23 protein-coding genes and 1 other RNA gene are annotated in these 24,943 nt (G+C 40.8%); 14 read left to right on the top strand and 10 right to left on the bottom strand.

All coding sequences use genetic code 11. The features are described 5' to 3' along the window. The first annotated feature begins 2 nt into the window (after positions 1–2). The 3 genes from Q1A86_RS16625 (at position 3) to Q1A86_RS16615 (ending at position 4,640) form a co-directional block, all read left to right on the top strand. A complete protein-coding gene (locus Q1A86_RS16625; RefSeq protein WP_299808902.1) occupies positions 3–2,651 on the top strand; it encodes a hypothetical protein in 2,649 nt (882 codons plus the stop codon). Between the two features lie 110 nt (positions 2,652–2,761). After that, positions 2,762–3,757 carry a hypothetical protein gene (locus Q1A86_RS16620; RefSeq protein WP_299808899.1) on the top strand — a complete coding sequence of 332 codons (996 nt, stop codon included), beginning with the start codon at positions 2,762–2,764 and terminating at the stop codon, positions 3,755–3,757. Between the two features lie 34 nt (positions 3,758–3,791). Continuing rightward, positions 3,792–4,640 (top strand): hypothetical protein, encoded by an 849-nt coding sequence (locus Q1A86_RS16615; protein WP_299808896.1) that lies wholly within the window; start codon positions 3,792–3,794, stop codon positions 4,638–4,640. 134 nt (positions 4,641–4,774) lie between these two features. Here the strand turns inward: Q1A86_RS16615 and Q1A86_RS16610 are convergent, their stop codons facing one another. From Q1A86_RS16610 to Q1A86_RS16585, 6 genes are all read right to left on the bottom strand, one after another. Then, positions 4,775–5,338, bottom strand: coding sequence for an inovirus-type Gp2 protein (locus tag Q1A86_RS16610; RefSeq protein ID WP_299808893.1), 564 nt, complete (start codon positions 5,336–5,338; stop codon positions 4,775–4,777). 238 nt (positions 5,339–5,576) lie between these two features. Then, a complete protein-coding gene (locus Q1A86_RS16605; RefSeq protein ID WP_299808890.1) occupies positions 5,577–5,801 on the bottom strand; it encodes an AlpA family transcriptional regulator in 225 nt (74 codons plus the stop codon). A 144-nt stretch (positions 5,802–5,945) separates the two neighbouring features. After that, a complete protein-coding gene (locus tag Q1A86_RS16600) occupies positions 5,946–6,137 on the bottom strand; it encodes an AlpA family transcriptional regulator (RefSeq protein WP_239889048.1) in 192 nt (63 codons plus the stop codon). Positions 6,138–6,244: 107 nt separating this feature from the next. After that, positions 6,245–6,802 (bottom strand): hypothetical protein, encoded by a 558-nt coding sequence (locus tag Q1A86_RS16595; protein WP_299808880.1) that lies wholly within the window; start codon positions 6,800–6,802, stop codon positions 6,245–6,247. Positions 6,803–6,845: 43 nt separating this feature from the next. After that, a complete protein-coding gene (locus Q1A86_RS16590; protein WP_299808877.1) occupies positions 6,846–7,100 on the bottom strand; it encodes a hypothetical protein in 255 nt (84 codons plus the stop codon). Positions 7,101–7,184: 84 nt separating this feature from the next. Next, positions 7,185–7,325: a hypothetical protein gene (locus Q1A86_RS16585; RefSeq protein ID WP_299808874.1), complete on the bottom strand. Its 141-nt coding sequence runs from the start codon at positions 7,323–7,325 to the stop codon at positions 7,185–7,187. Between the two features lie 296 nt (positions 7,326–7,621). Here Q1A86_RS16585 and Q1A86_RS16580 point away from each other — a divergent pair, with 296 nt between their 5' ends. The 6 genes from Q1A86_RS16580 to Q1A86_RS16555 all read left to right on the top strand — a co-directional run bounded on the left by Q1A86_RS16580 (position 7,622) and on the right by Q1A86_RS16555 (position 17,428). Then, positions 7,622–8,203, top strand: a complete 582-nt coding sequence (locus Q1A86_RS16580) for a recombinase family protein (protein ID WP_299808871.1) — start codon at positions 7,622–7,624, stop codon at positions 8,201–8,203. Between the two features lie 199 nt (positions 8,204–8,402). Continuing rightward, positions 8,403–9,989, top strand: a complete 1,587-nt coding sequence (locus Q1A86_RS16575) for a class I SAM-dependent DNA methyltransferase (RefSeq protein WP_299808868.1) — start codon at positions 8,403–8,405, stop codon at positions 9,987–9,989. Then, entirely contained in the window at positions 9,979–10,548 is a 570-nt protein-coding gene (locus tag Q1A86_RS16570; protein WP_299808866.1) for a hypothetical protein, read from the top strand. The genes Q1A86_RS16575 and Q1A86_RS16570 overlap by 11 nt, the downstream gene beginning before the upstream one ends. Before the next feature lie 12 nt (positions 10,549–10,560). Continuing rightward, complete coding sequence (locus Q1A86_RS16565; RefSeq protein ID WP_299808863.1) at positions 10,561–13,725, top strand: type I restriction endonuclease subunit R; 3,165 nt, start codon at positions 10,561–10,563, stop codon at positions 13,723–13,725. Between the two features lie 20 nt (positions 13,726–13,745). After that, the gene (locus Q1A86_RS16560; RefSeq protein WP_299808860.1) at positions 13,746–16,355 is read left to right on the top strand and encodes an AAA family ATPase; all 2,610 of its coding nucleotides are present in this window, start codon (positions 13,746–13,748) and stop codon (positions 16,353–16,355) included. Continuing rightward, the gene (locus tag Q1A86_RS16555) at positions 16,352–17,428 is read left to right on the top strand and encodes a 5-methylcytosine-specific restriction endonuclease system specificity protein McrC (RefSeq protein ID WP_299808857.1); all 1,077 of its coding nucleotides are present in this window, start codon (positions 16,352–16,354) and stop codon (positions 17,426–17,428) included. Before Q1A86_RS16560 ends, Q1A86_RS16555 begins: the two co-directional genes overlap by 4 nt. 60 nt (positions 17,429–17,488) lie before the next feature. On the opposite strand, the gene Q1A86_RS16550 is transcribed toward Q1A86_RS16555, so the two are convergent. The 3 genes from Q1A86_RS16550 to smpB form a co-directional block, all read right to left on the bottom strand. Further along, positions 17,489–18,679 carry an integrase domain-containing protein gene (locus Q1A86_RS16550; RefSeq protein ID WP_299808854.1) on the bottom strand — a complete coding sequence of 397 codons (1,191 nt, stop codon included), beginning with the start codon at positions 18,677–18,679 and terminating at the stop codon, positions 17,489–17,491. Between the two features lie 163 nt (positions 18,680–18,842). Beyond that, positions 18,843–19,198, bottom strand: a transfer-messenger RNA (tmRNA) gene (gene ssrA / locus Q1A86_RS16545). A 110-nt stretch (positions 19,199–19,308) separates the two neighbouring features. Then, positions 19,309–19,803 (bottom strand): SsrA-binding protein SmpB, encoded by a 495-nt coding sequence (smpB, locus tag Q1A86_RS16540; protein WP_220760005.1) that lies wholly within the window; start codon positions 19,801–19,803, stop codon positions 19,309–19,311. Positions 19,804–19,996: 193 nt separating this feature from the next. Here smpB and Q1A86_RS16535 point away from each other — a divergent pair, with 193 nt between their 5' ends. Then, a complete protein-coding gene (locus Q1A86_RS16535; protein WP_299808851.1) occupies positions 19,997–20,428 on the top strand; it encodes an SRPBCC family protein in 432 nt (143 codons plus the stop codon). Beyond that, the gene (locus tag Q1A86_RS16530; protein ID WP_299808848.1) at positions 20,425–20,757 is read left to right on the top strand and encodes an RnfH family protein; all 333 of its coding nucleotides are present in this window, start codon (positions 20,425–20,427) and stop codon (positions 20,755–20,757) included. The genes Q1A86_RS16535 and Q1A86_RS16530 overlap by 4 nt, the downstream gene beginning before the upstream one ends. 83 nt (positions 20,758–20,840) lie before the next feature. On the opposite strand, the gene Q1A86_RS16525 is transcribed toward Q1A86_RS16530, so the two are convergent. Then, the gene (locus tag Q1A86_RS16525) at positions 20,841–21,335 is read right to left on the bottom strand and encodes an outer membrane protein assembly factor BamE (protein WP_299808846.1); all 495 of its coding nucleotides are present in this window, start codon (positions 21,333–21,335) and stop codon (positions 20,841–20,843) included. A gap of 486 nt (positions 21,336–21,821) precedes the next feature. Between Q1A86_RS16525 and Q1A86_RS16520 the strand changes: the two genes are divergently transcribed. From Q1A86_RS16520 to Q1A86_RS16510, 3 genes are all read left to right on the top strand, one after another. Then, entirely contained in the window at positions 21,822–22,625 is an 804-nt protein-coding gene (locus Q1A86_RS16520; RefSeq protein ID WP_299808843.1) for an SAM-dependent methyltransferase, read from the top strand. A 182-nt stretch (positions 22,626–22,807) separates the two neighbouring features. Continuing rightward, positions 22,808–23,020 carry a hypothetical protein gene (locus tag Q1A86_RS16515; protein WP_299808840.1) on the top strand — a complete coding sequence of 71 codons (213 nt, stop codon included), beginning with the start codon at positions 22,808–22,810 and terminating at the stop codon, positions 23,018–23,020. 6 nt (positions 23,021–23,026) lie between these two features. After that, the gene (locus tag Q1A86_RS16510) at positions 23,027–24,811 is read left to right on the top strand and encodes a GGDEF domain-containing protein (protein WP_299808837.1); all 1,785 of its coding nucleotides are present in this window, start codon (positions 23,027–23,029) and stop codon (positions 24,809–24,811) included. Positions 24,812–24,943 lie beyond the last annotated feature (132 nt).

Below are 24,943 nucleotides of genomic sequence, written 5' to 3'. Positions count from 1 at the left end.
CAATGAAAGCGAAGTTTGAAGCAAAGTACCTAGATATTACTTGGTATGACAAAAACACTGTTGTTAGCGTTATAGAGTCGTTTATTCCCTTAAAGCTCGATTATGAAGACACGCTAAAACACTTTACTTGTAATACCGTAATCTATCCTAAATCTGACGGCGTCAAACATGGACAATTAGCCTTTAGGCTGCTAACTAAAAGCTCTACTGCACCCTATTTTGAAGGGGCTGACGGTCAACGCATCCCTCTTAAGAAGGTGCTAGATAGAGACACGGGCAAAACGTGGTGGGTTGAGGCTGATGTATGGCTAAAAGACAATAAACGTTGGGCTGGTAAGGCCCACCGAACGGCAGGCAATATAAAGGCTTACCTGAGTGGCCAGATATGCCAAATCGTTATCGGATCTTCTGAATTTACAGCCGAGCAGCTAAACCGCTACCTCTCTGACTTTAAGAGTGATTTATGGGAGTTGATCTTAGATGAAAATAGCTACGTCACAGGCAAAGCAAAAAAGGTACAGGAAGGCGGGATAAGCGAAGAAAGCATTCAGCTAGTCAATAACATCCTCTCCCATGCACAAAATATCTTAAAGAAACCTAAGTCTGAACTGCGAGAAATCCAAACATTAAAACCTCGAAAGTTAGTTAGACCTGTAAATCGCACTTTTATGGAGCTCGCTACCAAAGGATACAGAAAGTTCCTAACCAGCCGTGCTACTGAACCCAGTTATAACGTACCGGAAAACCGTTACGTGTTATTTGCTTTACAACGTATACATAAAATCTTAAAACAGTTAGTCACAATATCGAAGAGCAAGGTCAATCGATTCGAGAATACCGTCATTAAGCTAAATGAAAGGCTTGAGGCGTTTAGTGATGTTAAACATCTCGATGAAGAACTCGTTTTAAAAGATTTAAAACGGATGGAATCTTTGAGCAATGCTAGCGGTATTACTAGTGGCCTGCATAAACAGCTTGAAAATATTAACAACAATAAGCCTAGACAATCGACTACTTACCTCTGGTATCTGAAGTTATCAAAAAAAAATGAAGATGGAAGCTTTTTTGCTGGAGTTAAAACAAATCCAAATGACCCATGGTTTGAATATGAATCAGTAAATGAGACTGTCATTTTAAAATTTGGAGAAGGATGTGAGAGTTATTCGTCACTATTCGAGTCGTATCTTGAATATGAGGTTCAAGCTAATTTAGCTAACTTTTCTGGTATGTCTCAACATTGTAAGCCTTACCATATTTATACCTTACTAGACTTGACCAGTATTACCGTTATTGGTGGCTGGAGCTTAAAAAAGCGACAAGAGAAATATTTGGCATCTAAGGAAAAAGTCGATTTCATACGAAATAATGGTTGGAAAAAGCAGCTTACATCTCAAGAGAAATCGGAGCAAGACAGAGAAAAACGATCTGTTCAAAACCAGCTGGTTACCTATAGTAATCAACATTTATTGATTAAATTAGTCTACGAGAAACTTGAGCCTAAGTTACATAAACTTAAAGCCTTACTTAATCAGATTGAAAAGTTAGGAGTTAAGCCATCCTCTACTTTTCCTAACTCAATGACGTTTGTTCAAAACCCTGATTATCAAGCTGTGCATTCAGGCTATAAAAAAATTCGTGAACTAATGAGTTTAACCGATGAAGATCTACTGCTATCTCTAGAGAAAGTAGAAGAAATTGGGTTAATCAACATGCCTCTGCTCTATGAGCGCTGGTGCTTATTACAAATTATCAAAGTGTTAGTACAGAATTATCATTATCAGCCTGTTGATGATTGGAAGCGTAGGTTGCTGAAAATAATTTCAACAGGTAGGCATCGCGAAAGCTTGGGCTTTAGCCATGAGGTGTTGAAGCGAGATGTCCAACTAAGATATGAACCCGTTCTTGCTAATGGTAGAACGCCTGATTTTGTTATGGACGTCAACTTTGAGCGTAAGAGTGGTGAGCGCTTTACGAAACGTTTTGTTATGGATGCTAAATTTTACTCTAGAAGTACTCTGAAAAAGAATGGTGGCATTTCAGGTGTAATCAAACATCTCTACCATGAGAAAAATTACAGTGAAAATGGAGCTAATGCAGTATTTGTACTCCAACCAGCTAAGGGCGCAATTAATGAAAAAGTTTCACCGCAGATCTGGGGACAAGATAGTTACCTTGGCGAATTAGCAATGTTTGATTGGGATAAGGCTAATCGCAGTTTGTACCATCAATATGGCGCTATCTGTGCCAACCCAGTCTTAAGGTTTCGTTATTTAGATGAGTTTCAACGTATGATAGGGATGTTCTTGCAATATGGTATCGAAGATAACTCATTAGATAACTCATTAGATAACTCATTAGATGATGTTGAGTCTGTAAATTTCTGTATTGCTTGCGGCTCTCATAACTTAACTCCTATCCAGCCACCGGAAAATAGCCGAAGAGTAAGAATCCACGGGAAAGAAAAATGGATAAAGGCTAATCAACGCTCTATGTGGTACGAGTGCAATGAATGTCAGCACTTTACCGTGTATAACCATTGCTATAGTTGTGATACACGACTTATCAAAAATGGCGACTATTGGTCATATCACTCACAAATGCCTTGGAATCCTACAAACATCAAATGTCCTAAATGTGAGAGCTTGTTGTAACTGTTCCAGTCCAAAAGTTGTACGTATCATGTATCATCGTTTATTAAAGGCGTTTAAAGTTGAGACTTTATAATATGTTTAATCCCAAACTACCTGCATAGGAAGCTAAATTGAGCCTATACAATATTTCTAATCAAAACTTAACAGCCCTTAAAAAGACTACTTTTGCTGAGGCTGGTTTGCATGAGCGCCGAGATCTACAGGCTGCATTGAAGCAAAGTATTGAAGCGATAGCACCTGATTGCCTTGTTATCTCAGAGGAGTTCTCTGATTGGGAGGATAGCCGTCGTCGTATTGACCTTTTAGCAATTGATAAAAATGCCAACCTAGTGGTAATTGAGCTTAAGCGTGATGAGGTTGGTGCGCACATGGAGCTGCAAGCCCTGCGATATGCTGCAATGATCTCGAACATGACCTTTGATAAGGCCTGCGAGTATTTTGACAGATATATTACGGCTGAAGGATTAGAATTGGATGCCCGAGAAGCAATTCTAGACTTTGTTGACTTAGATGAGACTAGTATTGATGACTTTGGAAATGATGTCCGTATTGTTTTAGCATCAGCTGATTTTGGCAAGGAGCTGACAACCTCTGTGCTTTGGTTACGTGATAAGAAGCTTGATATAACTTGCGTCCGCTTAACACCTTATCAATATAACGATGATATTTTGATTAATGCTGAGCAGATTATTCCGGTTCCTGAAGCCGAAGAGTATCAGATTAAGTTTCGTGAGAAGCGAGCGGAGCAACGAAGCGAGCCTGCTGGTGGGCGTGATTATTCACGATTTAAGTATAAAGATCAGACTTACAATAAGAGAAATCTAGCATTGGCGCTTATCACTGATTGGATTGAAGCCCACCAGCCAAATTCTTTGTCGGATTTATTGGAAGTATTTGATAAGGATATACGTCGACGAATAGCCTTGCCTATATCAGATATCACTGATGGAAAAATGAAGCGATATCATTCAAGCGATGAAGACCTTATTGAGCTTGATTCAGGTGAAGTTATTGCGATATCTAACCAATGGAGTATTGGTAGTGTAACTCGTTTAATTGAAGTGGTTAGCCAGTATGGCTTTGAAGTTACTAAAGTCGACTCATAGTGCAAGGGTTTAGTTTAATAAAGGACAATTATCCATGGTTGGATTAGGTGATATCGAAGCATTCTTTGCGCTTAGAGCAAGGTATAAGAAATGGCGTAACCCAGAGCGTATCGTTACTAATACCGCACAGCGCTTTATTAGACTTTTTGAAGCTCATGGTGTCGCCCGTGCACAAATCCCCCGTTTTTTTGGGCATAACCTCACCATTCACCAAGTTGAAGATGAGGCTGAACTTCTAAAGAGCTTAGATACAGATATTTTGGAAGCGGCGGCAACACTATTTGGTGTGAAGCTTGAGTGGTTGGAAGGCGGTTCGGAAGAGTTGTATGAGCTCAAACATTTTTACAAACAGCCAAAGTTATTCGGTGACTGGCTGAATTCTATATTGAATGCTGCTGGTGGAAACAGAGTTGATGGTTGGTTGTTAATTACGAAGTTCATGGCTGATGAATATGATGCGTTAATTTTAATGAGAGAGCAGGTTGCTGAGATCGGAAACGAACCTATTTATCGCTATCATTTCTGTGAGCTGTGGATTTATGGCTACTGGAAATGTCGAGCAGATATTGCTGCATGTATAGCACAAGCCTGGGGGCGTAATTGCTATGTTTCAGGCCGAATGATTTCTCCTGACCTGTTTCATAGGTTGACCTCGTTAAACCACATTCCTGATAGCGACAACGAACAAACCTCAATCAGAGGTCGAAGGTTTCAAGCTGAAGACTTAACCACAGACCCTAAGTTTTACTCACGAAATATAGGTGAAGGTCAGTTTGGTATCGATAATGCGGTTGCATTATGGCTTGATTACCACCAGCAAGGTTTAATGGATTCAGGTTTTGGGTGTCATGAAAGGGTATTTAGGGAGCGGCTCCAGAAGTAGGTCTATTTTTCCAAGACTGTTAAAACAATCTAGTTAAATCTAGTTGATAGCCCGATCCGAAGAGGATTGCGTAGGGATGGTTTTATTTGCAGAGATCCAATTTAATATTGGTTTTAAAGTTGATGTTTTTTCTTTTATAGAGAACGCTTTTTTCGTCCCCCTTGAAACTTTCTAATGCCTTTAGGTGTGTATTCTTTAGTCTCATTTTTGGCTAAATAACTAGCACGAAATATTGCGCTTAGAAAGCTATCTTTGTCTTGGTAGTGCACCCAATAGTTGCAATTAGTAGGGAAATAATAACTAACATTGACCAACAGGTAACAGGCTCTATCTAAGTGCGGTTTTATACCAAATGAGTTTCGCACTTTCTGTGCATCAATAATGACTATGCAGTGGTAATGGCAGAACCCTTCAGCTGCTGTTTGTTCTCGTACCCATAAGTAGTCCATCTTACTGCTATAGTGCTTTTCTAGAGAGTTTGTCAGCTGCTTGAACAGTTTGCTAATGAGTTTGTTATTACTTGTGGCTTCGTAAGTGTGGATTTCAAAACAGACCATTAGGACCTTCGGGTGGAGCTCAAGCATTGAAAGTAATTTTTCAAAGATAGAATCCATGATGTCTTTATTTAAACCTGTATCGAACTTTTGCACTGGCCAGAAGTAATCTAGGTATTCATACTCAGTAGCGTTAAAAGGCATAATAATAAAACCTGTAATAAATGCTGCTTGTGCCAGACCTGTAGCTCAATGATGCCGCGCATTTCAGTTTTGATAACTATCTACTTAAGGCGCTAAATGTTGCTCTGAACCTTCATTCGTTGTTTATAAGGCTCATTTGGACGCATCTAAGTGCATTTGATGTCAGTAATATGGAAGAAAGGGCAGTTTTTACTGCCCATTTATCATGGGGCCCCAAATAAATGGTTCCAGGCTAGGGTTATTGGCTTTCTATCCAAAAGTCATAATCGCTTTTGCGCCAGCCCTTATTCTTTCCATTGATTTTTATGGGTTGAATGAATTGATTGTCACGCACCCTTCGGTGAAGAGTCGATATGCTGATACTTAGTAGTTTTGCCATCTCTTTAGGTCGAATGATGTAATCCAGATCTTTAGATTGGATGCACTTTTGTTCCATATGCTTTAATAATCTTGGGGTTTTCATCTGTTCAACTCCGCTTAATCATCAAATAGGGTTTTTGTTTGCTTCTGCTTGATATAGTCAATCGTTATCGGGCAAAGAAGTCGTGGCATAGCTAAGTAATTGAGCTATCTGGCTACCCGCATCGTTTAGTAAACTGTTCCTGAGTTAAATGTTTTCGTGATCCCTCGCTTCAATTTGTTGCGTAATCCAGTTGTTGATCTCTTCTTCGACCCAGCCAACAGCGCGGGCGCCTAATGGGAGTTGCTTAGGAAATTGATTCTGAGCGATCAGCTCGTAAATGGTAGAGCGGCTTAGCCCTGTGATGTTAATGACTTCTTTTAATCTTAAAACTTTCATGGATTGCCTCGTTATATCTCGGTGTTAATAGTACGAGGCAAGCGTAATACAGACTAAGGCATAAATTCTGACAGTAATTTTTTACTGTCAGAAACTAAAAATTACTGTCAGAAATCTTTTATAGATTTCCTTAATAGCTTTTCAACGGTTGCACGAGCTAGAGGAGGGACACAAGTTTCTGGCCATTTTAGTGGTGCTTTTGCATCGATCAACTCTGCCCACAGTGTGATCGTAGTACATTGGTCTGGATATTTATTCAGCAGGTATAGAGCAAACTGGAGGACTTCCTCCCTTGCGCTAGCGTTTCTAGCTGTGTTTCCGTGAATAGAGCCATCTTTATTGGTATTGAGAATGTTTGAGCCAGGATATAGAAGCTGAGCATCTTCTCGTTGGCCTATTTGGATTAGATACTTTGCAATGCTGACTATAGACGCTTCAGCATCTGAAGCCCCCATGACAGGTGGTAAGACTATGTCGATCTTGCTCTTGTTTGGATCGTTGATTGCAATCTCGAATTCAGAAATTAATCCAGCATATAATTCGTTGGCTCTTTCAAAATGAGGATCGCCTCGTGGAATTGTAGAAATGTCATCAACATTTAAAATTAGAGCAACAGCATCAGCTGGGTTCAGTGAGGTTTTGTATTTAAACCTAGATCTAGGCATGGATGTCTCCCATTAAATTACTGTTTCTGAATTTTTCTTATGTTTAGAAAGCGTAAGTCTGAGTGGTTGGCCTAAGCCTGTGTTGAAATATGTTCACTCCACCAGCACGTGAGCTCTCTGCATCGTTCGATATAGCTGCTCGGTTATAGGCCGCACGAACGGTAATCTTGTCTACATAAGCGAGTGATACCTCAATCAATTCGGCATCGAATCCTTGCTCGTTGAGGGTGGTGCTGGCCAAAGCACGCAGGCCGTGAGCCACTAAGCGGCCTTTGTAGCCTATACGCCTGAGTGTCATATTGCTAATTTCTGTACTGGTGTGATTATTGGGATTTCTATCTGCAGGGATAACCCATATTAGCTTATCGAAATCAATCTCAGCTCACTTTGCCATTGCGGCTTCAGTTGGCCGCGTCATGGTATGAATTTGGATCTCAATCAAGCAGTGAGTAATTTTCTTGATGCTGGCGTAGGACAGGGGCTCCATAAATTTAGGCTGCTCATCAGGTTTAATCGTAGGCATCTTCTTTTTCTCTGGCACCCCAGATGCTGTAGCTATTCCAAAAAGTGAGTTTAAATGAATGACGCGGTATTAATTGAAAATGTCATTACCAGATATGGAAGCACAAATTTAAAGCGCATTACGAACAAAGCTAGCTGAATTATGTGATATAAAAAATGGGTATCAATAAACATTCGTATGTTGATACCAGTTTTATTTTTTTAAAAAGGGTATCATAAAATCAGGGTGTAGCTTTAATGGTACTTTAATTATATGATGCCCCCATATTTGATACCTTCTACAAAAGTGAGTGACCAATGCGTACCTTTTCCTATTGTCGCGTTTCTACAACAGAGCAAACCACCGAGAATCAGATTCTTGCTATCCGACAAAAAGGGTATGAGGTGAATGATGATCGCACTATCAGTGAAACGGTCTCTGGTTCTGTTGAGGCAATGAAGCGTGAAAAGTTCAAGATGCTAATTAATCACCAGATGGAACGTGGCGATATGCTGGTGGTATTGAAGTTAGACCGTTTAGGCCGAGATAACATAGACGTACAAAACACAATTAACCTGCTTACAGATAAAGGCATCAAGGTTGTGTGCCTTGATCTACCCGTCGCCGATCTATCAAGTGCTGAGGGTAAGCTGATGCTGCAGATGTTTTCAGCCTTTGCAGAGTTTGAGCGAAACCGGATCAGGGAACGAACAAAAGAAGGGCTTGAGCGAGCTAAAGCCGAAGGTAAGAAGCTAGGCAGACCAGCAGCTCATAACACCACATCTTTAGTACAAGCTAAGAAAGCCGAGGGTTTATCTCAATCAAAAGTAGCAGAAGTTTTAGGTTTAGGGATTGCTACAGTAAAAAGGCATTGGAACAAAACTATTTCTATTGCTTAGCTTGTTTATGTCAGTGTTAATAGTTTTGATTGGTTCAAATTTTGAAGGTTTATTACCGTTAACATCCTTTCCTAAGGCTTCCTAGAAAGGCTTCTAAAATAAGAGTTTTATCAACTTAATTCATTAAATTTCATATATAATCTTTTTCCATGTTCTGCACGTAACCGCAGTAACCATAAATTATAGAGTAATCAATAGTATGGCAAAAGCACCCGCTAAAAAGAAACCAGCAGCAAAAAAGAAAGAAAAATCATTTGAAGAAACACTCTGGGATGCAGCAAACAAGCTGCGTGGTAGTGTTGAATCGTCAGAATACAAACACATCGTATTGAGCTTGATTTTCCTCAAATTCATCAGTGATACGTTCGAGAAGCGTAAGCAAGATCTGATTGATGCGGGTCAAGAAAAGTATGTTGATTTAGTTCAGGCATACACTAAAGAAAATGTGTTTTATCTACCAGAAGAGAGTCGTTGGAGCTTTGTTCAGCAAAATGCTAAACAAGAAGATATTGCCCTAAAGATCGATACCGCTCTGAGCACTATCGAGAAAACCAACAAAGCACTTCAAGGTGCATTGCCCAAAAATTACTTTTCTCAATTAGAGTTTGATACTAGTAAATTAGCGGCACTTGTAGATGTAATTGGAAATATAGAAACACTAAATAGCCCCCATAAAGACATTGTTGGAAGGGTTTATGAGTATTTTTTAGCCAAGTTTGCTATCGCAGAAGGTAAAGGCAAAGGGGAGTTCTACACCCCGAAAAGCGTAGTCAACTTGATTGCTGAGTTAATCGAACCCTATAGAGGTAAAATCTATGATCCTTGTTGTGGTTCGGGTGGTATGTTTGTTCAATCAATGAAGTTTATTGAAAAGCACAAAGGGAATACAAAAGACGTTGTAATTTATGGGCAGGAAGCGACCCCAACTACATTTAAGCTTGCAAAAATGAACCTTGCAATTAGAGGTATTTCTGCAAATTTAGGCGTAGCTGCTAAAGATACCTTTGCTAATGATCAGCAAGAGCTTCTTAAAGCTGATTTTATTATGGCAAACCCACCATTTAACCAGAAAGATTGGCGAGCAACAGAAGAGTTGGTTGATGATCATCGCTGGGATGGTTACGAGACTCCGCCAATTAGTAATGCTAACTATGGCTGGATATTACATATGGTATCTAAGCTCTCCCAAAATGGCATTGCTGGCTTTATCTTATCAAGTGGTTCTACTTCGGCTTCGGGCAATGAGTATAAAATACGTAAACAGCTTATTGAAAACAATCTAGTTGAAGCCATTATTACTTTACCTAGAGATATGTTCTATAACACTGATATTAGTGTAACTTTATGGATTATAAATAAAAATAAAGATGCTAGGTTTCACCAAAATGAAGATGGTGAGGTGAACTTAAGGGAAAGAAACACAGAAGTTTTGTTTATGGATCTGAGAAGGCTTGGTACTGAGTTTGAAAAAAAATACATAGAGCTTACGGAAAACAACATTAACGATGTTGCAAAAATATTCCATTGTTGGCAAAGAGAAGGGCATTCTGAATCGTATAAGAATATTGCTGAGTTTTGCTACTCGGCATCAAAAGAAGAAATTATTAAAAATAATTACTCTTTAGTTCCTAGTAAGTACATTCCTTTTTCTGCTACTGATAGCACAATAGATTTTGAAGGAGAAATGTTAAGGATTCAGTCTGAACTTTCGGCATTAATGAAAGAAGAGAAACAAGCGCAAGCTGAGCTATTTGAAGCATTTAAAGGAATTGGTTATGAAATCTAGTCCAATAGGCAACCTTATTTCTATGGTTGACGAAAAAAATAAAGATAACAGCGTATCTAACCTACTAGGTATAAACATATCTAAAAACTTTATGCCATCAATTGCAAACTCAACAAATTTAGATTTAACCAAGTATAAGGTCATTAAAAAGGGAGTTTTTGCCTGTAACATTATGCACGTAGGCCGTGACGAGAGGCTACCAATAGCACTATATAGAGATGATGAACCAGCTCTTGTTTCTCCAGCATATAAAACTTTTGAAGTCCTTGATGAAGAAGTTGTATTACCAGAGTTTTTGATGATGTTTTTTCAGCGTCCAGAGTTTGATCGATTAACTTGGTTCTATTGTGATTCAAGTATTCGTGGGGGGTTAGATTGGGATAGATTTTGTGACATAGAAGTGCCATTGCCACCCCTTGAGGCTCAAAAGAAATATGTTGCAATCCATCACGCATTAGAAGTTAGAAAAGAGATTAGTCATCGTTTTGAGGAAATCCTCAAACCTCTGTCACCGATTTTGTTGAGAGGGGTAGTTGAGCAAATGGAAATTGAAAAATAAGAGTTGAGTTTGATGAAATTCACAGAAGAAAGGCTAGAGCAAGCCATTATTGAGCTGCTAGGGAAAGAGGGCTATCCACATACTCGTGGTGAGGCGATTGAGCGAGTACCTGAAGATGTGCTGATTAAGTCCGATCTTCGTGAATTTCTAGCCAAACGTTATCAAACGGAAGGTATTACAGCCTATGAGATAAAGCAAATTATCCATAAGCTTGAGTATCTTCCAGCTTCAGATCTCTACGATACTAACAAAGCCATAATGAAGTTTGTCTCTGATGGTTTTTTGTTAAAGCGTGAAGATACAAGCCAGAAAGATTTATACATTCAGCTTCTAGACTACGTTGACCTAGAGAACAACCGCTATCGCATCGTTAACCAAATGGAGATACAAGGCTATGAGCTGCGTATCCCTGACGGGATTCTTTACATCAATGGCTTACCTCTTGTGGTGTTTGAATTTAAGAGTGCCATTCGTGAAGAAGCGACTATCTATGATGCGTATAAGCAGCTAACCACTCGTTATGATCGAGATATCCCTGAACTATTCAAATACAGCGCTCTGTGTGTGATTAGTGATGGTGTGAACAGCAAAATGGGGTCGTACTTTGCCCCATACGAGTTCTTTTACTCTTGGCGTAAAATTACGGGTGAAGAGAAGCTAGACAAAGACGGTATTGATTCATTGTTTACGATGATCAGCGGCTTGTTTAACAAGAAACGCCTTACTGATGTGATACGTCACTTTATCTACTTACCTGACACCTCAAGTAAACAAGAAAAGATTGTTTGTCGTTATCCTCAGTATTACGCAGCAACAAAGCTTTTTGCTAATATCAAACAACATATGAAGTGCTTTGATGAGCACGGAAAGTTGGTGAGTGGTGACGGTAAAGGTGGTACGTATTTCGGTGCGACTGGTTGCGGTAAGAGCTACACAATGTTGTTCTTATCTCGTCTACTGATGAAAGATGTCGAGTTGGGCAGCCCAACTATTATTCTTATCACTGACCGTACCGATCTGGATGATCAGCTTTCAGGTCAATTCACTAATGCAAAAGGTTACGTGGGCGATCAAAACATCATTAGCGTTGAGAGCCGTGCTGAACTTCGTGAACACCTGAAGGGGCGTAAAAGTGGTGGTGTATTCCTGACTACCATCCATAAATTTACTGAAGATTTGGAGCTGCTGACGGAGCGCACCAACGTCATTTGTATCTCGGATGAAGCGCACCGCAGTCAAACCAATTTAGAACAGAAAATTACCGTTACTGAAGACGGAGTGAAAAAGACTTACGGCTTTGCTAAGTATCTTCACGACTCCTTACCAAACGCTACTTATGTCGGCTTTACTGGCACACCAATTGACGCAACGCTGGATGTATTTGGTGCGGTTGTCGATAGCTACACAATGACAGAATCGGTTTACGATGAAATTACTGTTCGTATTGTTTATGAAGGTCGAGCTGCAAAAGTGCTACTTGATGGTCGCCAGCTTGATGAAGTCGAAAAATACTATAAAGAGTGTGAAGAAGCAGGGACAAACGAATACCAAATAGATAAAAGCAAAACGGCTATGGCGAGTATGTCTACCATACTAGGCGACCCAGATCGCATAAAATCTATAGCGAAAGACTTTGTTGAGCATTATGAGAATCGTGTTGAAGAAGGCACGACTCAAAAAGGCAAAGCAATGTTTGTTTGTAGCAGTCGTGAAATTGCCTATCAATTCTATAAAGAACTGCTTGAGCTTCGCCCTGAGTGGGATGAAGTAAAAGTCTGTGAAGACGGTGCAACCCTATCAGAAAGTGATAAGAAGAAAGTTAAGCCGATGGAGCGAGTCAAGATGATTATGACTCGTAACAAAGACGATGATAAAGCTCTGTGGAATAAACTCGGTAACAAAGAGTACCGTAAAGAGCTGGATCGTCAGTTTAAAAATGGTAAATCGAACTTCAAAATCGCTATTGTTGTCGATATGTGGCTAACGGGCTTTGATGTGCCGTTCCTCGATACCATCTACATTGATAAGCCTTTGCAAAAGCATAACCTTATCCAAACCATTTCGAGAGTAAACCGTAAATTTGAAGGTAAAGAGAATGGTCTGGTAGTCGATTACATCGGCATAAAAAAACAGATGAACCTTGCACTTTCCCAATACACAGCAGGGCAAGATCAGAACCTAGAAGACATCAAACAGTCGGTCATTATCGTTAAGGATCACTTGAGCCTGTTGGATGGGCTGTTCCATAAGTTCGACTCTAAGCCTTACTTCAATGGTACTCCACTAGAGCAGTTACATTGCTTAAATGCTTCGGCTGATTTTGCACTAAGAACCAAGAAGTTTGAAAAGACGTTTATGGATCTGACCAAACGCCTTAAATCAGCCTATGACATTTGTGTGGGTAGTAGTGAGCTGACCAAAGAGCATAAGGACAAGATTCACTATTATCTAGCGGTTCGAACCATCGTATTTAAGATCACTACGGGTGGTGCGCCAGATGTTGACCAAATGAACCGCAAGGTGCGTGATTTGGTCAAAGACGCACTAATGAGTGATGGTGTTGAAGAGATCTTTAAACTGGGTGAGAAAGACGGTGGCGAGATTGATATTTTTGATGATGATTACCTTGCCAAGTTGGAGATGGTGAAACAGCCAAACACTAAACTTCAACTTCTTCAGCAGATGCTTGCCAAAGCGATTGGCGAGTTTAAAAAGACCAATAAAGTGAAAGGTGTCGATTTCACTAAGAAAATGAATATGTTGGTTGAAAAGTACAATGAGCGTGATGAAAAGGATGTACTTCGCTCGGAAGTCATCAATGATTTTTCTGATGAAATTATCAATCTTTACAATGAACTACGTGCTGAGATGTCCTCGTTTGGTGAAATGGGGATAGATTTTGAAGAAAAAGCCTTTTACGACATTCTCATCTCACTGGCTCACAAGTATGACTTTACCTATCCCGAAGAGAAGCTGCTTGACCTATCTAAAGAGGTGAAGAAGGTCATTGATGATAAAGCCAAATACACCGATTGGAACAAGCGAGACGATATCAAAGCTGAGTTGCACTTTGACCTGATCATTTTGCTCGATGAGTGGGGCTACCCACCGATTGATCGTGATGAAGTGTATAAAGAGATTTTTGAGCAGGCTGAGAACTTTAAAACTAACCGATAAGCTGAACAAGGAACGCAAAGTTGATTGATGTAAACCAAGTTGAAGCTGTGCTAAAAGCACAATTGAGCGATAAACATTTACAGCTAAGTGATAGTTTATTGGAAGACGCAATTCGTATTCTTGATGAGTTAGAGCAACAGATGACTTACCCAGACTGGGAGAGTCGTGAGGATACGCTGGCTTCAATCGAGTTTGAAGTGGCGAAAGTGAACGATGACCAGCAGTTTGTAACTGATATGACCGCCGACTTGGTATCGTTAGCCAAGCGCTCAGAAGGAACAGAGCGTTGTGGTTGGTTTGTTGGCGCTATGTATGATTTTAGTGATGATCAACTTCCTCGATTCTTGGCTGAGAACATTTGGCAAAATGGTTACGATGACAAGTATTCTGACCTAGTGCGCTCTATGGCGGTAGGTGACAAAATAGCCATCAAGTCGGCTTACACTAAAAAGCATAATCTTCCGTTCAACGGAAACAATCACTTCGCTTCTGTCATGGCTATTAAGGCGATTGGCACGATTACAAAGAACTTAAATGACGGTAAAACGGTAGAGGTGAAGTGGGATGATGCGTTTCCTGAGCCAAAGGAGTGGTACTTCTACACCAGTAGAACAACGATATGGAAAGTAGAAAGTAATGACTGGATGAGCACAGCTCTCTTAGATTTTGCTTTTCGGGACAAGCAACAGGACTATCAACGTTTTGTTGAACAACCATATTGGAAGGAACGCTTTGGCTCTAAAGCTATACAAGATGCGCGTTTTGAATGGAGTCATTTTTACGAAGCATTCGCCTCGGCACTTATTGAGCATAAAGACAATCGGAAACAGTTGACCGAATTTGTAGCTAAATTGGCTGAAGAGCACGAGCTTTCCTATATGAGTGGGAAAGACCTTGATGACATTTGTCCTTTTACTGTCATGGGGTTATTCAATCGCCAAGTTACGGATGAAAATCGTACTAAATTGGCAGGTGCTCTTGCACGTTTTCTGAGTATTGACATTGAAGCTCCAGACTCTTTTGAAGGTATTCCGATATTAAACAACATGAAGTCTTGGTTCTTTGCTTATGAAGAGAACCGTCATGAATCAGATATCGATAACTTATGGGAGCTGTTTGAAGTGGCACTTTCTCTTGCAGATGAGCCTTCTGAAGAGCATCGTAGCCAGTTTGAAGAGCTTTATGACAAGGTGTCTGCCCAAAATGGTATTGGCTGGAACTTGTCTATGGGGCTTTTTTGGATACGACCATGGAGCTTTCCAACATTAGATACTCAGTCGAGGACTTATTTTACTTCGTTGGGATTCAAGCTGGGGTTGAGTGGCTCAAAAGGGCGGTGCAGTGCCACTGATTACTTGAAGGTTCAAGAAGATTTAGAGACACGATTTAGTGAGGAAAAATTCCCTGTTCACTCATTCCCTGAGTTCTCTTTCAAAGCTTGGCAGTCTCCAGCTAAGCCACAAGTTAAAGGTGAAGGCTGGAAAGCACTTATATTAGAGCGGATTAAAAAGTTATGTCTTGAGAAACAATCAGAGTTGTTTACTCGGCAGGAATTTCAAAGTCGTTACTTAGAAGAGCTTAAAGCACTTTTCCCTGACAATAATACGCCTGATATGACTATTGACCGTCAAATGCAAATTTTGCGAGATGAGCACATTCTTGGCTTTGTCGATAAAGGTCAATATGAGTGGTTTGGCTATGAAGACGAAGAGCAAGTCGATGCCGCAAAGCAGCCTACCTTCGAGAAGTATACAGCGTTGGATATTGTGGAGGATGGGTGCTTCTTATCTAAAGATGAGATTTCATCTATCATTAAGCGACTGAAAGATAAAAATAACCTAATTCTTCAAGGGCCGCCAGGTACGGGTAAAACGTGGTTAGCAAAGAAGCTAGCGATGGCGCTAATAGGTGAGAAGCGTGAGTCGAACATTATAGCGGTTCAATTTCACCCTAACCTTTCATATGAGGACTTTATCAGAGGTTGGAGACCATCTGGAGATGGCAAACTTACGCTGTGTGATGGACCATTTTTAGATGTGGTAGGTGCAGCAGCCAAAAATCCCAAGCAGCTATATGTTGTTGTTATTGAAGAAATCAATCGTGGCAACCCTGCACAAATCTTTGGTGAAATGCTTACTTTGCTTGAAGCTGATAAACGAACGCCTAATGAACGTCTTTCATTAAGCTATATGCGAGAAGGTGAAGAGCCGATATTTATACCAGAAAACCTGTTTATTATCGGCACTATGAACGTGGCAGATAGGTCGCTTGCTTTAGTTGATTTGGCGTTACGTAGAAGGTTTGCATTTATTAGTTTGCAACCAGAAATAGGCGATACATGGAGACGATGGGTTAATGAAGAGCACGGTTTAGATGATGCGTTTTTACAACAAATTCAATCTAAGATGGCTTCCTTGAACTTGAAAATATCGGAAGATCCAAAGTTGGGTAAGCAGTTTCAGGTTGGTCATAGTTATGTTACCCCATCACGTCATAACAAAATTGATGAACCTTCTACCTGGTTCAAAGATATTGTTGAAACAGAAATTTATCCGTTGTTAGAAGAGTATTGGTTTGACTCCCCAGAAGATGCAATAAATGCTAGAGATGCTTTAATTGAGGGGCTATGAGCGAACGCCGCCACTACGTAGGTAAGATTCCAGTACAGAACTTGTGGCTGCTGATGCTTTATGCATCAGAGTCTCGTTTTTTGTTTGCTCAGCTTAGTGATGTTGAAGAGAATTTGGAGAACGTTGCAAACCTGATAGCTGATGTGCTCTGTGATCTTGTTGATAATCGACTAAAGCGGAATTTATCAACCCAGTTTGTAGAAACTGAACGAGAGATCACTCGCGTTAGAGGTAGGATTAACATTTTATCAACGGAGCGTACAATGGCTCTGTCGAAAGGTAAGGTAATTTGTTCATTCGATGAGCTGACGATGGACTCTGATCGAAATCGTTATATTTGTGCTTCGCTATCTGCATTAGTTGGCCTTGTCGATAAGCCAGAACTTGCGAGGCGATGTCACAACCTTACATTGAGGTTAAATCGGCTAGGTGTCAGTGATAGGCCACCAGCTCATTATCGACCTAGTCGTGAAAGGTTCTCACGGCATGAAGCTGATGATAGACAGGTATTGTTGGTAGCTGAGCTTGCGCATGATATGCACTTATTGACAGAGTCGCTTGGATCTAAGCTTTTACCAACTCCAGATAAGCAGAAGGAGTGGGTCAGGAAGCTCTTTGAAAAAGCCGTTGGTGGATTCTATAAGTTGAAACTAATGCCCAATGGCTGGTCTGTAAAAACAGGTAAGAAGGCAAGGTGGCCCATATCTAAAGGAAGCGTATTGGGGCAAGAGTTGCTCCCATCGATGTCGATGGATATTGTGCTAGAGAATAAACGGCTAGCACAACGTTTGATTATCGATACCAAATTTGCTGACATATTAATGAAGGGGCGCTTTGGAAACAGTACATTTAAAAGTAACTATATATACCAACTGTATAGTTATGTAATGTCTCAAGTTGATGCAAATGATAAGCTGTCGTTGAATGCTTCGGGAATGCTATTACACCCGTCTTTAGGCGAAAGCTATGATGAGTATGCCGTTATTCAGGGGCATAAAATTCGATTTTGTACAATTGACTTAAGCTTAGATAGTGACATTGTTGTCGAGCGATTGTTGAGTCTTATTGTTTAAGATTGAGGAGGCAATGTCATTGAGTGAAATTGCCTGAAACTCCCAGCCGTCCCTTCTTTATTATAGCTGACAGATATGCTCACTCCACCAACACATAAGCTCTCTGCGTCGTTCAATGTAATCAGCACGGTTATATGCCGCTCTTACGGTATTTTTATCTACGTGAGCCAGTGATACTTCAATTAACTCAGCATCAAAGCCTTGTTCGTTTAATGTGGTACTCGCTAATGCACGCAGGCCGTGAGCCACAAGGCGGCCTTTATAGCCCATACGCTTGATCGCCATATTGGCGGTTTCAGTGTTGGTATGTCTGTTCGGGTTTCTGTCAGCAGGGAATATGTATTCCAAGTGACTGCTGATTGGCTGCATACGCTTTAGTAATGCGAGAACTTGAGGTGTTAAAGGGATTATGTGCTCACGCTTCATCTTCATGCGCTCTGCAGGGATCACCCATAGCTTTTTATCAAAATCTATCTCAGCCCACTTAGCCATAGCGGCTTCAGCTGGTCGTGTCATGGTGTGTAGTTGAAGCTCAATCAAGCAGCGTGTTGTTACTTTTATACTGGCGTAAGATAAGTCCTGCATAAATTCAGGTAGCTCACTAGGTTTGATTGTCGGCATTTGACGCTTCTCTGGGACACCAAACGCAGCCGCTATGCCAATAAGTGGGTTGGAGTGAATTACACCTGTATTAACTGCAAAGGTCATCACTTCGTTCAGCCAGCTGATCACACGTCTACAAGTTTCTACGTGTCCTTTGCCTTCTAATGGCTTGAGTACTTGAATGACTTGTGGTGCAGTTAAGGCGCTGATTGGTGTTTCACCTAGGGCAGGGAATAGGTATAGCTCTAATCTGCGATAAAGCTTTCTTGAGTGATTTGTAGATACTTTTTGTTTTTTTACTTCGAACCAAGTATCAGTAACAGCTTTAAGGGTATTAGCTGCATCCGTTTTAACTGTTTCTTCTTGTTGCTGAAGGTGATATTGAGGATCTATGCCTTTGGCAAGGAGCTCGCGAGCAGCCTCTCTTCTTTTTCTGGCTTCAGCAAGTGGCACATCAGGGTAGGTGCCGAGCCCAAGGTTGGTACGTTTTTTCGTAACAGGACGGGTATAGTTGAGCAGCCAAAATTTCGAGCCACTTGGTTTTACCCTAAGCATTAACCCACGACCATCAGCGAGGTTGTACTCTTTCTCTTTCGGCTTAGCATTTGTGACTTGCGTTGCGGTGAGCTGCTTAGTTGTATTGGCCATGTTTGTAACACGATTATGGGATTTGACTTCGATGTTACATTGAGTGTGACATAAAACTCAAGCTGCTATGGGATGGCAATAAACGCTAATGAACGCTAAGTTATTGATTTTATAAATTCCAGACAGAAAAAAAGACGTCCTGAGACGTCTTTGTTCCTATATTTGGTGGAGGCGGCGGGGCTCGAACCCGCGTCCAAAAAGCCTACATCCAAGGCGCTACATGCTTAGTCTCTCTTTTGGTTAACCAACTACACTCCGAAAGACAGGATTGCAATTGGCGAGTTCAGTACTGTTTCGCGGTTCACCCCTGAACGTGGTTCCCTCGCTATCAAATGTAAAGGTGACCATCTTATTACTCTGCCCATTTGAGAAACGTGAGCAAGATGGCTAGCTAGCCTAAGCTGCTAGAGCGTAGTTATCGTCGTTTGCAACTATAACTGTGCGGCTTTTTACGAGGCCAACCGCCCCTCGGCATGCTCCCAGGGTTTCGAGAATCTTGTCGAATCCAGAATCGCCCCCAAGTACAATGTGATTGTAACGCGACCTTTCTTGTTTTACCAAGCATAAAAATTGCATTTACAACCGATTGTTCGTTATACGTACGTTATTGACCGCGTACGTTGTTGAAATTACTGTTGAACGGCCTTTTTCATAGTACGAGACTTTTCAATTTGCCATTCACGGTCTTTGGTATCTTCACGCTTGTCGTGATCTTTCTTACCTTTACCTAAACCAATTTCGATTTTAACCCAAGCGCCTTTCTGCCAATACATGGAGATAGGTACGATTGAGTAACCTTTACGTTCAACTAAACCTTCAAGCTTATCAAGCTCTTTTCGTTTAAGTAGTAGTTTGCGCGAGCGTAGCGGATCACATACGACATGGGAAGATGCTGTATTCAGTGGCGCAATGGTGCAACCAAAAAGATAAGCTTCGCCTTCTCTTAGAAACACATAGCTTTCAGACAAGTTTACCTTGCCCATACGAATAGACTTCACTTCCCATCCCATAAGGGATAAGCCTGCTTCTAGCTTCTCTTCAAACTTATAGTCGAAAGTTGCGCGCTTATTGCGTGCAATGGAAGCTGAACTGTTCTTTGAATTTTTTGCGTTTTTCTTAGCCATAGGCAGTCATTATACTCGCGCCAAACAAATATGGAATTGGGCAAATCAATTTATTACAAGTTTTATCTCTTTGCTGAGTGAGTTTGTTTGCTTTTTAGCCGCTCAATACGATGGGGCTGTATCAAAGATGCGTTTTTTTGTGTTCATGTTAAAATCCACGCTTCGTGTTTAATTACTGAGTACCAATCGTCAGATGCCGCAAATTTCTCGCAGTGTATTAGTTCGCTTCAGCGCGATGCAGATGTATGACCTAGTCAATGATGTTGAATCTTATAAAGAGTTCTTGCCCGGTTGTGTGGGTGGCAAAGTCCTAGAATTTGATGGCAAAACCATGGTTGCCTCGGTTGATGTAGCAAAAGCGGGGATCAGTAAAACCTTTACCACACGTAATCAGGTTGTTCCTGGTAAAAGTATTCAGTTGCAGTTAGAGAATGGTCCTTTTAAAGAGCTGGTTGGTGAATGGAAGTTTACAGAATTGACCGAAGATGCCTGTAAGGTGGAGTTTGAGTTGAATTTTGAATTCTCAAGTTCGATTGCCGACTTAGCCTTCGGTAAAGTATTTAAAGAGTTGATGGCTTCAATGGTCACTGCATTTACCAGTCGTGCAAAGGTGATATATCAATGAGTACAGAGCAAGCCCCATTTCTAGTCGAAGTCATCTATGCGCTGCCTACTCAGCAGAAGCTGATTAAGGTGAATGTCACGCCGGGAACCACATGTATTGAGGCGGTCAAGTTAAGTGATATGCAGCTTTACTTCCCGGAGATTGATTTAGATACAGTCAAGCTTGGGATCTTTAGTCGTTTAGTTAAACATGATGAAGTGTTACTACCGGGTCAAAGAGTCGAGATCTATCGCCCTTTAATTGCCGACCCTAAAGATGTTCGACGTAAACGGGCTGAAAAAGCTAAAGAAGATGGCCGAATAAATAAGATTACAGGCAGTAAAATCTAATGAATAAAAAATGGCGAGTCTCCTTTAGGGACTCGCCATTTTTCTTTAAGCTAATCGGTTTAACTAACGTGAGTATTCAAGCGTTATTCAAACTTTTCAGAAAGTGTCTCAGGCTGAGTTTCTTTCTCTTCTACCAAAGGTTCAGCTTGAGGGCGCTGCTCTGGGATCAGTGGGTCACCTTCAGGTGTATTGATCTCAGGTAACTTACTTTCTTCCAATGGCGTATTAAATTCTACGCTTAAATCGTAATCACCTTTAACTTCTGCGAGTTTATCGCCATTGAAGTTAATAATAAGCTCTTTATGTATGATGCTCGCGTCACGACCACTCTTATAATGGTAGACGTAATACCAGGTATCATCAGAGAAGCTGTCACGTAACACCGGACGACCAAGCACGTATTCAACCTGCTCTTTAGTCATATCTATGCGCAATTTTTCGACTTGCTGTTTTTCCATATAGTTACCCTGAGGGATATCAGGCTTATAGATCAAGTAATCGAAAACACCACAGCCACTAACTGATAACGAGAGCGCAGCAGCGCCCAAAAGGGTAAGACTTTTCTTTTTAATTGTCATTGAATGCGCTACTTCATAAAAATCTGTCGGTCATAATACCCAAGCGATCCCCCTTATGACAAGGGCTATTGCGTCAAGGCGTGCTTGGAACGTAATTCTTTAGTTCATTACAGGATTTAACATTAAACCCTAATTAGTGAATATATGGAGTCCCAAAAACCTAAGAAGTTCATTATCTGTAGTTATTCATCTGATTAACGGTTTAGTTTTGTCATTTAATTTTGGATAAAACGACTTTGATATCTCCCCTAAATAATTCACTTTATCTTATTGATAGTAAAGCTGTAACTGAAAGTAAATCAGACCACTTTGAGAAAGAAGACGCACCAGTCCAATTTCGGTTTAAGTTACAGAATTGTTGTGTTAACTTAACATTGTTTTCTCATTAAGTTTAAGCGTTAAGCCTAGAAGCCTAGGATTTAAAGTTGAGCGATAAACATTGAGTGAAGAACAACGATAAAACATACATAGATGGGCATAGAGTAGATGACAACAGAAAAAGGAACTTTGGTTTGTGTCGGCACTGGACTCAATTTAGCCGGACAAATTAGCGTATTGAGTAAAAGCTACATTGAGCATGCCGATGTGGTGTTTTCTCTGGTGCCGGATGGATTTGCCCAGCATTGGCTTGAGTCTCTTAATCAAGATGTGCGCAGTCTTCAGCCTTATTACGCCCAAGAGGGCGAAGTTAAAAATCGTCGCGATACCTATGATCAGATGGTGGCTGCTATCCTGGATCAGGTTCGACTAGGCAAAAAAGTTGTTTGTGCACTATACGGTCATCCAGGGGTGTTTGCCTGTGTCTCTCATTTTGCCATAACCCAAGCAAGAGAAGAGGGCTATAGCGCACAAATGGAGCCGGGTATTTCGGCTGAGGCCTGTTTATGGGCCGATGTAGGTATCGATCCTGGCGCCTCTGGCCATCAAAGTTTCGAAGCAAGCCAGTTTATGTTCTATAAGCATACGCCAGATCCGACAACGCACTTATTGCTGTGGCAGATTGGTATTGCGGGAGAGCACACCTTAACCGAATTTCATACGTCATCAGACAGGCTGCAAGTGCTAGTGGAGCAACTTAGTGAGTGGTACCCGCTTGAACATGGAATCGTGCTCTATGAGGCGCCAAATTTGCCGACTCAGTCTCCGAGAATAGAGAGGATTGCGTTGAAGCAGCTGCCATTTGCGCAGCTATCATCTATTACTACCTTGCTCATTCCGCCGTCACGGGAGCTTGAGTTTAACCATGAGGTATTGGCCAAGCTCGGGATCAGCGCAGAAGAGCTAGGTTAATGAGCTCGTAGTTATGAGACTGAAATTAAGAGCTGTAGTGTTGAGCCTGAAGCAATCCAACGTATTGGAAGGTAAAGCCAACCGATAGATGGTTAGTAGCTAAACAAAAGTAACAAGCAAAGTAAGAAAGCTAAATAAAGTAAAACAAACCAAAGATGTTCATTTAATTTAAGGGAATAAAAATGTCAAAGTTTAATCAGTTTTTCGAGAAGTTAGGTTCTGATGCCAAGCTGTTAGAGGAATATAAGCAAGACCCGCAAGGTGTGATGCAGGCTAACGGCCTAAGTGATGATGAGATCCAAGCTGTGATGTCGGGCGATGATAATAAGCTTAAATCATTGTCGGGTGGCAATAGCGTTAAAGGATTTATGGTTGTTTTTATAAACGATAAATAACCAATAATGCGTTATACAATAGTTATTCTTCTTTATTTGTTTGCAGCCTCTACGCTTGTTAATGCGGAGGAGGGTAACTATGATGCTACTTTAACAGAGATAGTAGATTCATTAACTGCAGCGCCGCAAAAATCTACAGATTTATTAGAGAGCATGTTGGGTGATTGGGGAGAACTTTCGACAGAACAAAGAGCACTGGTTAAAATTTATCAGGCGATTCTTAAAATTTATGATGGGGATTATCAAGCTTCGATAATACTCTTAAGAGAAGCTGAGAGCTTTAATCCGAGTGCCGCAACACTTAACAAAATTTATCAATATTTATCCACAAATTATATAGGTCTAAAGGACTACCCCGCCGCACTAGAGTTAATGGCAGTGAATTTAGATCGCATTGAGCAAGCCAATAATACCGATATTAAGGTTGGTTCCTACATACGTCTGGCTAACCTTGCATTAGAACTCGATGCTTATCAAAATATGCGGGAGTATGCTTTAGAAGCCATGTCACTTAGTCTTGATGTTGACTCGAGACAGCATTGCTTCGCTTTGTTGTATGTCGCTGTTGCAGACTTAAAGCAACAACAATATCAAAATGCTGAGAATGGTTTTCAACGTAGCCAGACTTTTTGTGAGGCAAACCAATTACCACTTATCGGTTTGATGTCGCAAAAGGGCTTGGCTTTAGTTGCTATCAATACTGAGAATTATCACTCTGCTAAAAACTTGTTAGAGCCTGTATTAAAAGGTTATCAAGAGTTCAATTTTCAAACTGAAATCAACCATGTCAATGCTCTTTTGAGTCAAACTTATCTCGCGTTAGAAGATTCCCCTCAAGCGGAAGAGTTTGCTAACAAGGTGATGAGTTTAAATGATGAGACAAGCCATATTGAATATAAAGCTATTGCCACCAAAGTACTGTCACAGCGATACTTTGAGTCAAAGGAGTACAAGCTTGCATATGATTACCTCGAATCTCATCAACACTATAGTCATTTAATCCTCGATGACACCAAAGCCAAGGCTAATGCCTATCAGATGGCCAAGTTTAAACACCAAGAGCAGGCGCGCGAGATAGCTTTGCTCAATCAGGAGCGCCAATTGGTGGAAACTCAGAAAGAGTTAGATCAATCCGCCCGTACTAATAATGTCATGATTATGACCATGTTGGTGGGCAGTGTAATCTTCCTGTCGCTATTTCTGTTTTACAGCCACAGGCAGAAATTGCGTTATCGTAGATTGGCATTAACAGATAGATTAACCAGTGTTTATAATCGCGGCGCTGGGCAAGATTTTGCTGAAAATGAGTTCATACAGGTTAGTATGCGCAAAGCCGACTACTCAGTGATAGTGTTTGATTTGGATCTCTTTAAAAACATCAATGATAGTTTCGGTCATGCAACTGGAGACTGGACATTAAAACATGTAGTGTCGGTGATCAGGCCGCTTATTCGCGATAGTGATATTTTTACTCGAATGGGCGGTGAAGAGTTTGCCCTATTTCTACCTTATTCTAGTGAGCAAACCGCGCTAAAAATAGCCGAGCGCTGTAAACTGGCGATAGCTGCAATCGATACCAAGTATTCTGGGCATGTGTTTAACATTAGTGCTAGCTTTGGGGTATCGTGTAACACTCGTGAGGATCTGAGTTTAGATCCGTTATTAAAGCGTGCCGATATCGCGCTCTATGCATCTAAGCATTCAGGCCGTAATCGAGTGACGTTATACACACCTGAGCTTAAGCAGCTGCGCCCAACCGATGAGACTCAGCGCTCACTGGTGTTTAATTAGGTAAAAACTTAACTCATCTAGCTAGTATTACTGATATTACTGATAGTACTGATAGTACTGATATTACTGATATTACTGATATTACTGATATTACTGATATTACTGATATTACTGATATTACTGATATTACTG

It is taken from the genome of uncultured Shewanella sp. (assembly GCF_947497935.1).
In the GTDB taxonomy this organism is placed as follows: Bacteria; Pseudomonadota; Gammaproteobacteria; order Enterobacterales; family Shewanellaceae; genus Shewanella.
Note: the sequence above shows the minus strand (reverse complement) of the source record. Positions and strands in the feature narration are given on the sequence as shown.

Excerpts from the sequence above, each read along its gene's own strand:
- Q1A86_RS16625 (WP_299808902.1), top strand. The coding sequence starts at position 3 with ATGAAAGCGAAGTTTGAAGCAAAGTACCTAGATATTACTTGGTATGAC.
- Q1A86_RS16615 (WP_299808896.1), top strand. The coding sequence starts at position 3,792 with ATGGTTGGATTAGGTGATATCGAAGCATTCTTTGCGCTTAGAGCAAGG.
- Q1A86_RS16610 (WP_299808893.1), bottom strand. The coding sequence starts at position 5,338 with ATGCCTTTTAACGCTACTGAGTATGAATACCTAGATTACTTCTGGCCA.
- Q1A86_RS16605 (WP_299808890.1), bottom strand. The coding sequence starts at position 5,801 with ATGAAAACCCCAAGATTATTAAAGCATATGGAACAAAAGTGCATCCAA.
- Q1A86_RS16600 (WP_239889048.1), bottom strand. The coding sequence starts at position 6,137 with ATGAAAGTTTTAAGATTAAAAGAAGTCATTAACATCACAGGGCTAAGC.
- Q1A86_RS16595 (WP_299808880.1), bottom strand. The coding sequence starts at position 6,802 with ATGCCTAGATCTAGGTTTAAATACAAAACCTCACTGAACCCAGCTGAT.
- Q1A86_RS16590 (WP_299808877.1), bottom strand. The coding sequence starts at position 7,100 with ATGACACTCAGGCGTATAGGCTACAAAGGCCGCTTAGTGGCTCACGGC.
- Q1A86_RS16585 (WP_299808874.1), bottom strand. The coding sequence starts at position 7,325 with ATGCCTACGATTAAACCTGATGAGCAGCCTAAATTTATGGAGCCCCTG.
- Q1A86_RS16580 (WP_299808871.1), top strand. The coding sequence starts at position 7,622 with ATGCGTACCTTTTCCTATTGTCGCGTTTCTACAACAGAGCAAACCACC.
- Q1A86_RS16575 (WP_299808868.1), top strand. The coding sequence starts at position 8,403 with ATGGCAAAAGCACCCGCTAAAAAGAAACCAGCAGCAAAAAAGAAAGAA.
- Q1A86_RS16570 (WP_299808866.1), top strand. The coding sequence starts at position 9,979 with ATGAAATCTAGTCCAATAGGCAACCTTATTTCTATGGTTGACGAAAAA.
- Q1A86_RS16565 (WP_299808863.1), top strand. The coding sequence starts at position 10,561 with ATGAAATTCACAGAAGAAAGGCTAGAGCAAGCCATTATTGAGCTGCTA.
- Q1A86_RS16555 (WP_299808857.1), top strand. The coding sequence starts at position 16,352 with ATGAGCGAACGCCGCCACTACGTAGGTAAGATTCCAGTACAGAACTTG.
- Q1A86_RS16550 (WP_299808854.1), bottom strand. The coding sequence starts at position 18,679 with ATGGCCAATACAACTAAGCAGCTCACCGCAACGCAAGTCACAAATGCT.
- smpB (WP_220760005.1), bottom strand. The coding sequence starts at position 19,803 with ATGGCTAAGAAAAACGCAAAAAATTCAAAGAACAGTTCAGCTTCCATT.
- Q1A86_RS16535 (WP_299808851.1), top strand. The coding sequence starts at position 19,997 with ATGCCGCAAATTTCTCGCAGTGTATTAGTTCGCTTCAGCGCGATGCAG.
- Q1A86_RS16530 (WP_299808848.1), top strand. The coding sequence starts at position 20,425 with ATGAGTACAGAGCAAGCCCCATTTCTAGTCGAAGTCATCTATGCGCTG.
- Q1A86_RS16525 (WP_299808846.1), bottom strand. The coding sequence starts at position 21,335 with ATGACAATTAAAAAGAAAAGTCTTACCCTTTTGGGCGCTGCTGCGCTC.
- Q1A86_RS16520 (WP_299808843.1), top strand. The coding sequence starts at position 21,822 with ATGACAACAGAAAAAGGAACTTTGGTTTGTGTCGGCACTGGACTCAAT.
- Q1A86_RS16515 (WP_299808840.1), top strand. The coding sequence starts at position 22,808 with ATGTCAAAGTTTAATCAGTTTTTCGAGAAGTTAGGTTCTGATGCCAAG.
- Q1A86_RS16510 (WP_299808837.1), top strand. The coding sequence starts at position 23,027 with ATGCGTTATACAATAGTTATTCTTCTTTATTTGTTTGCAGCCTCTACG.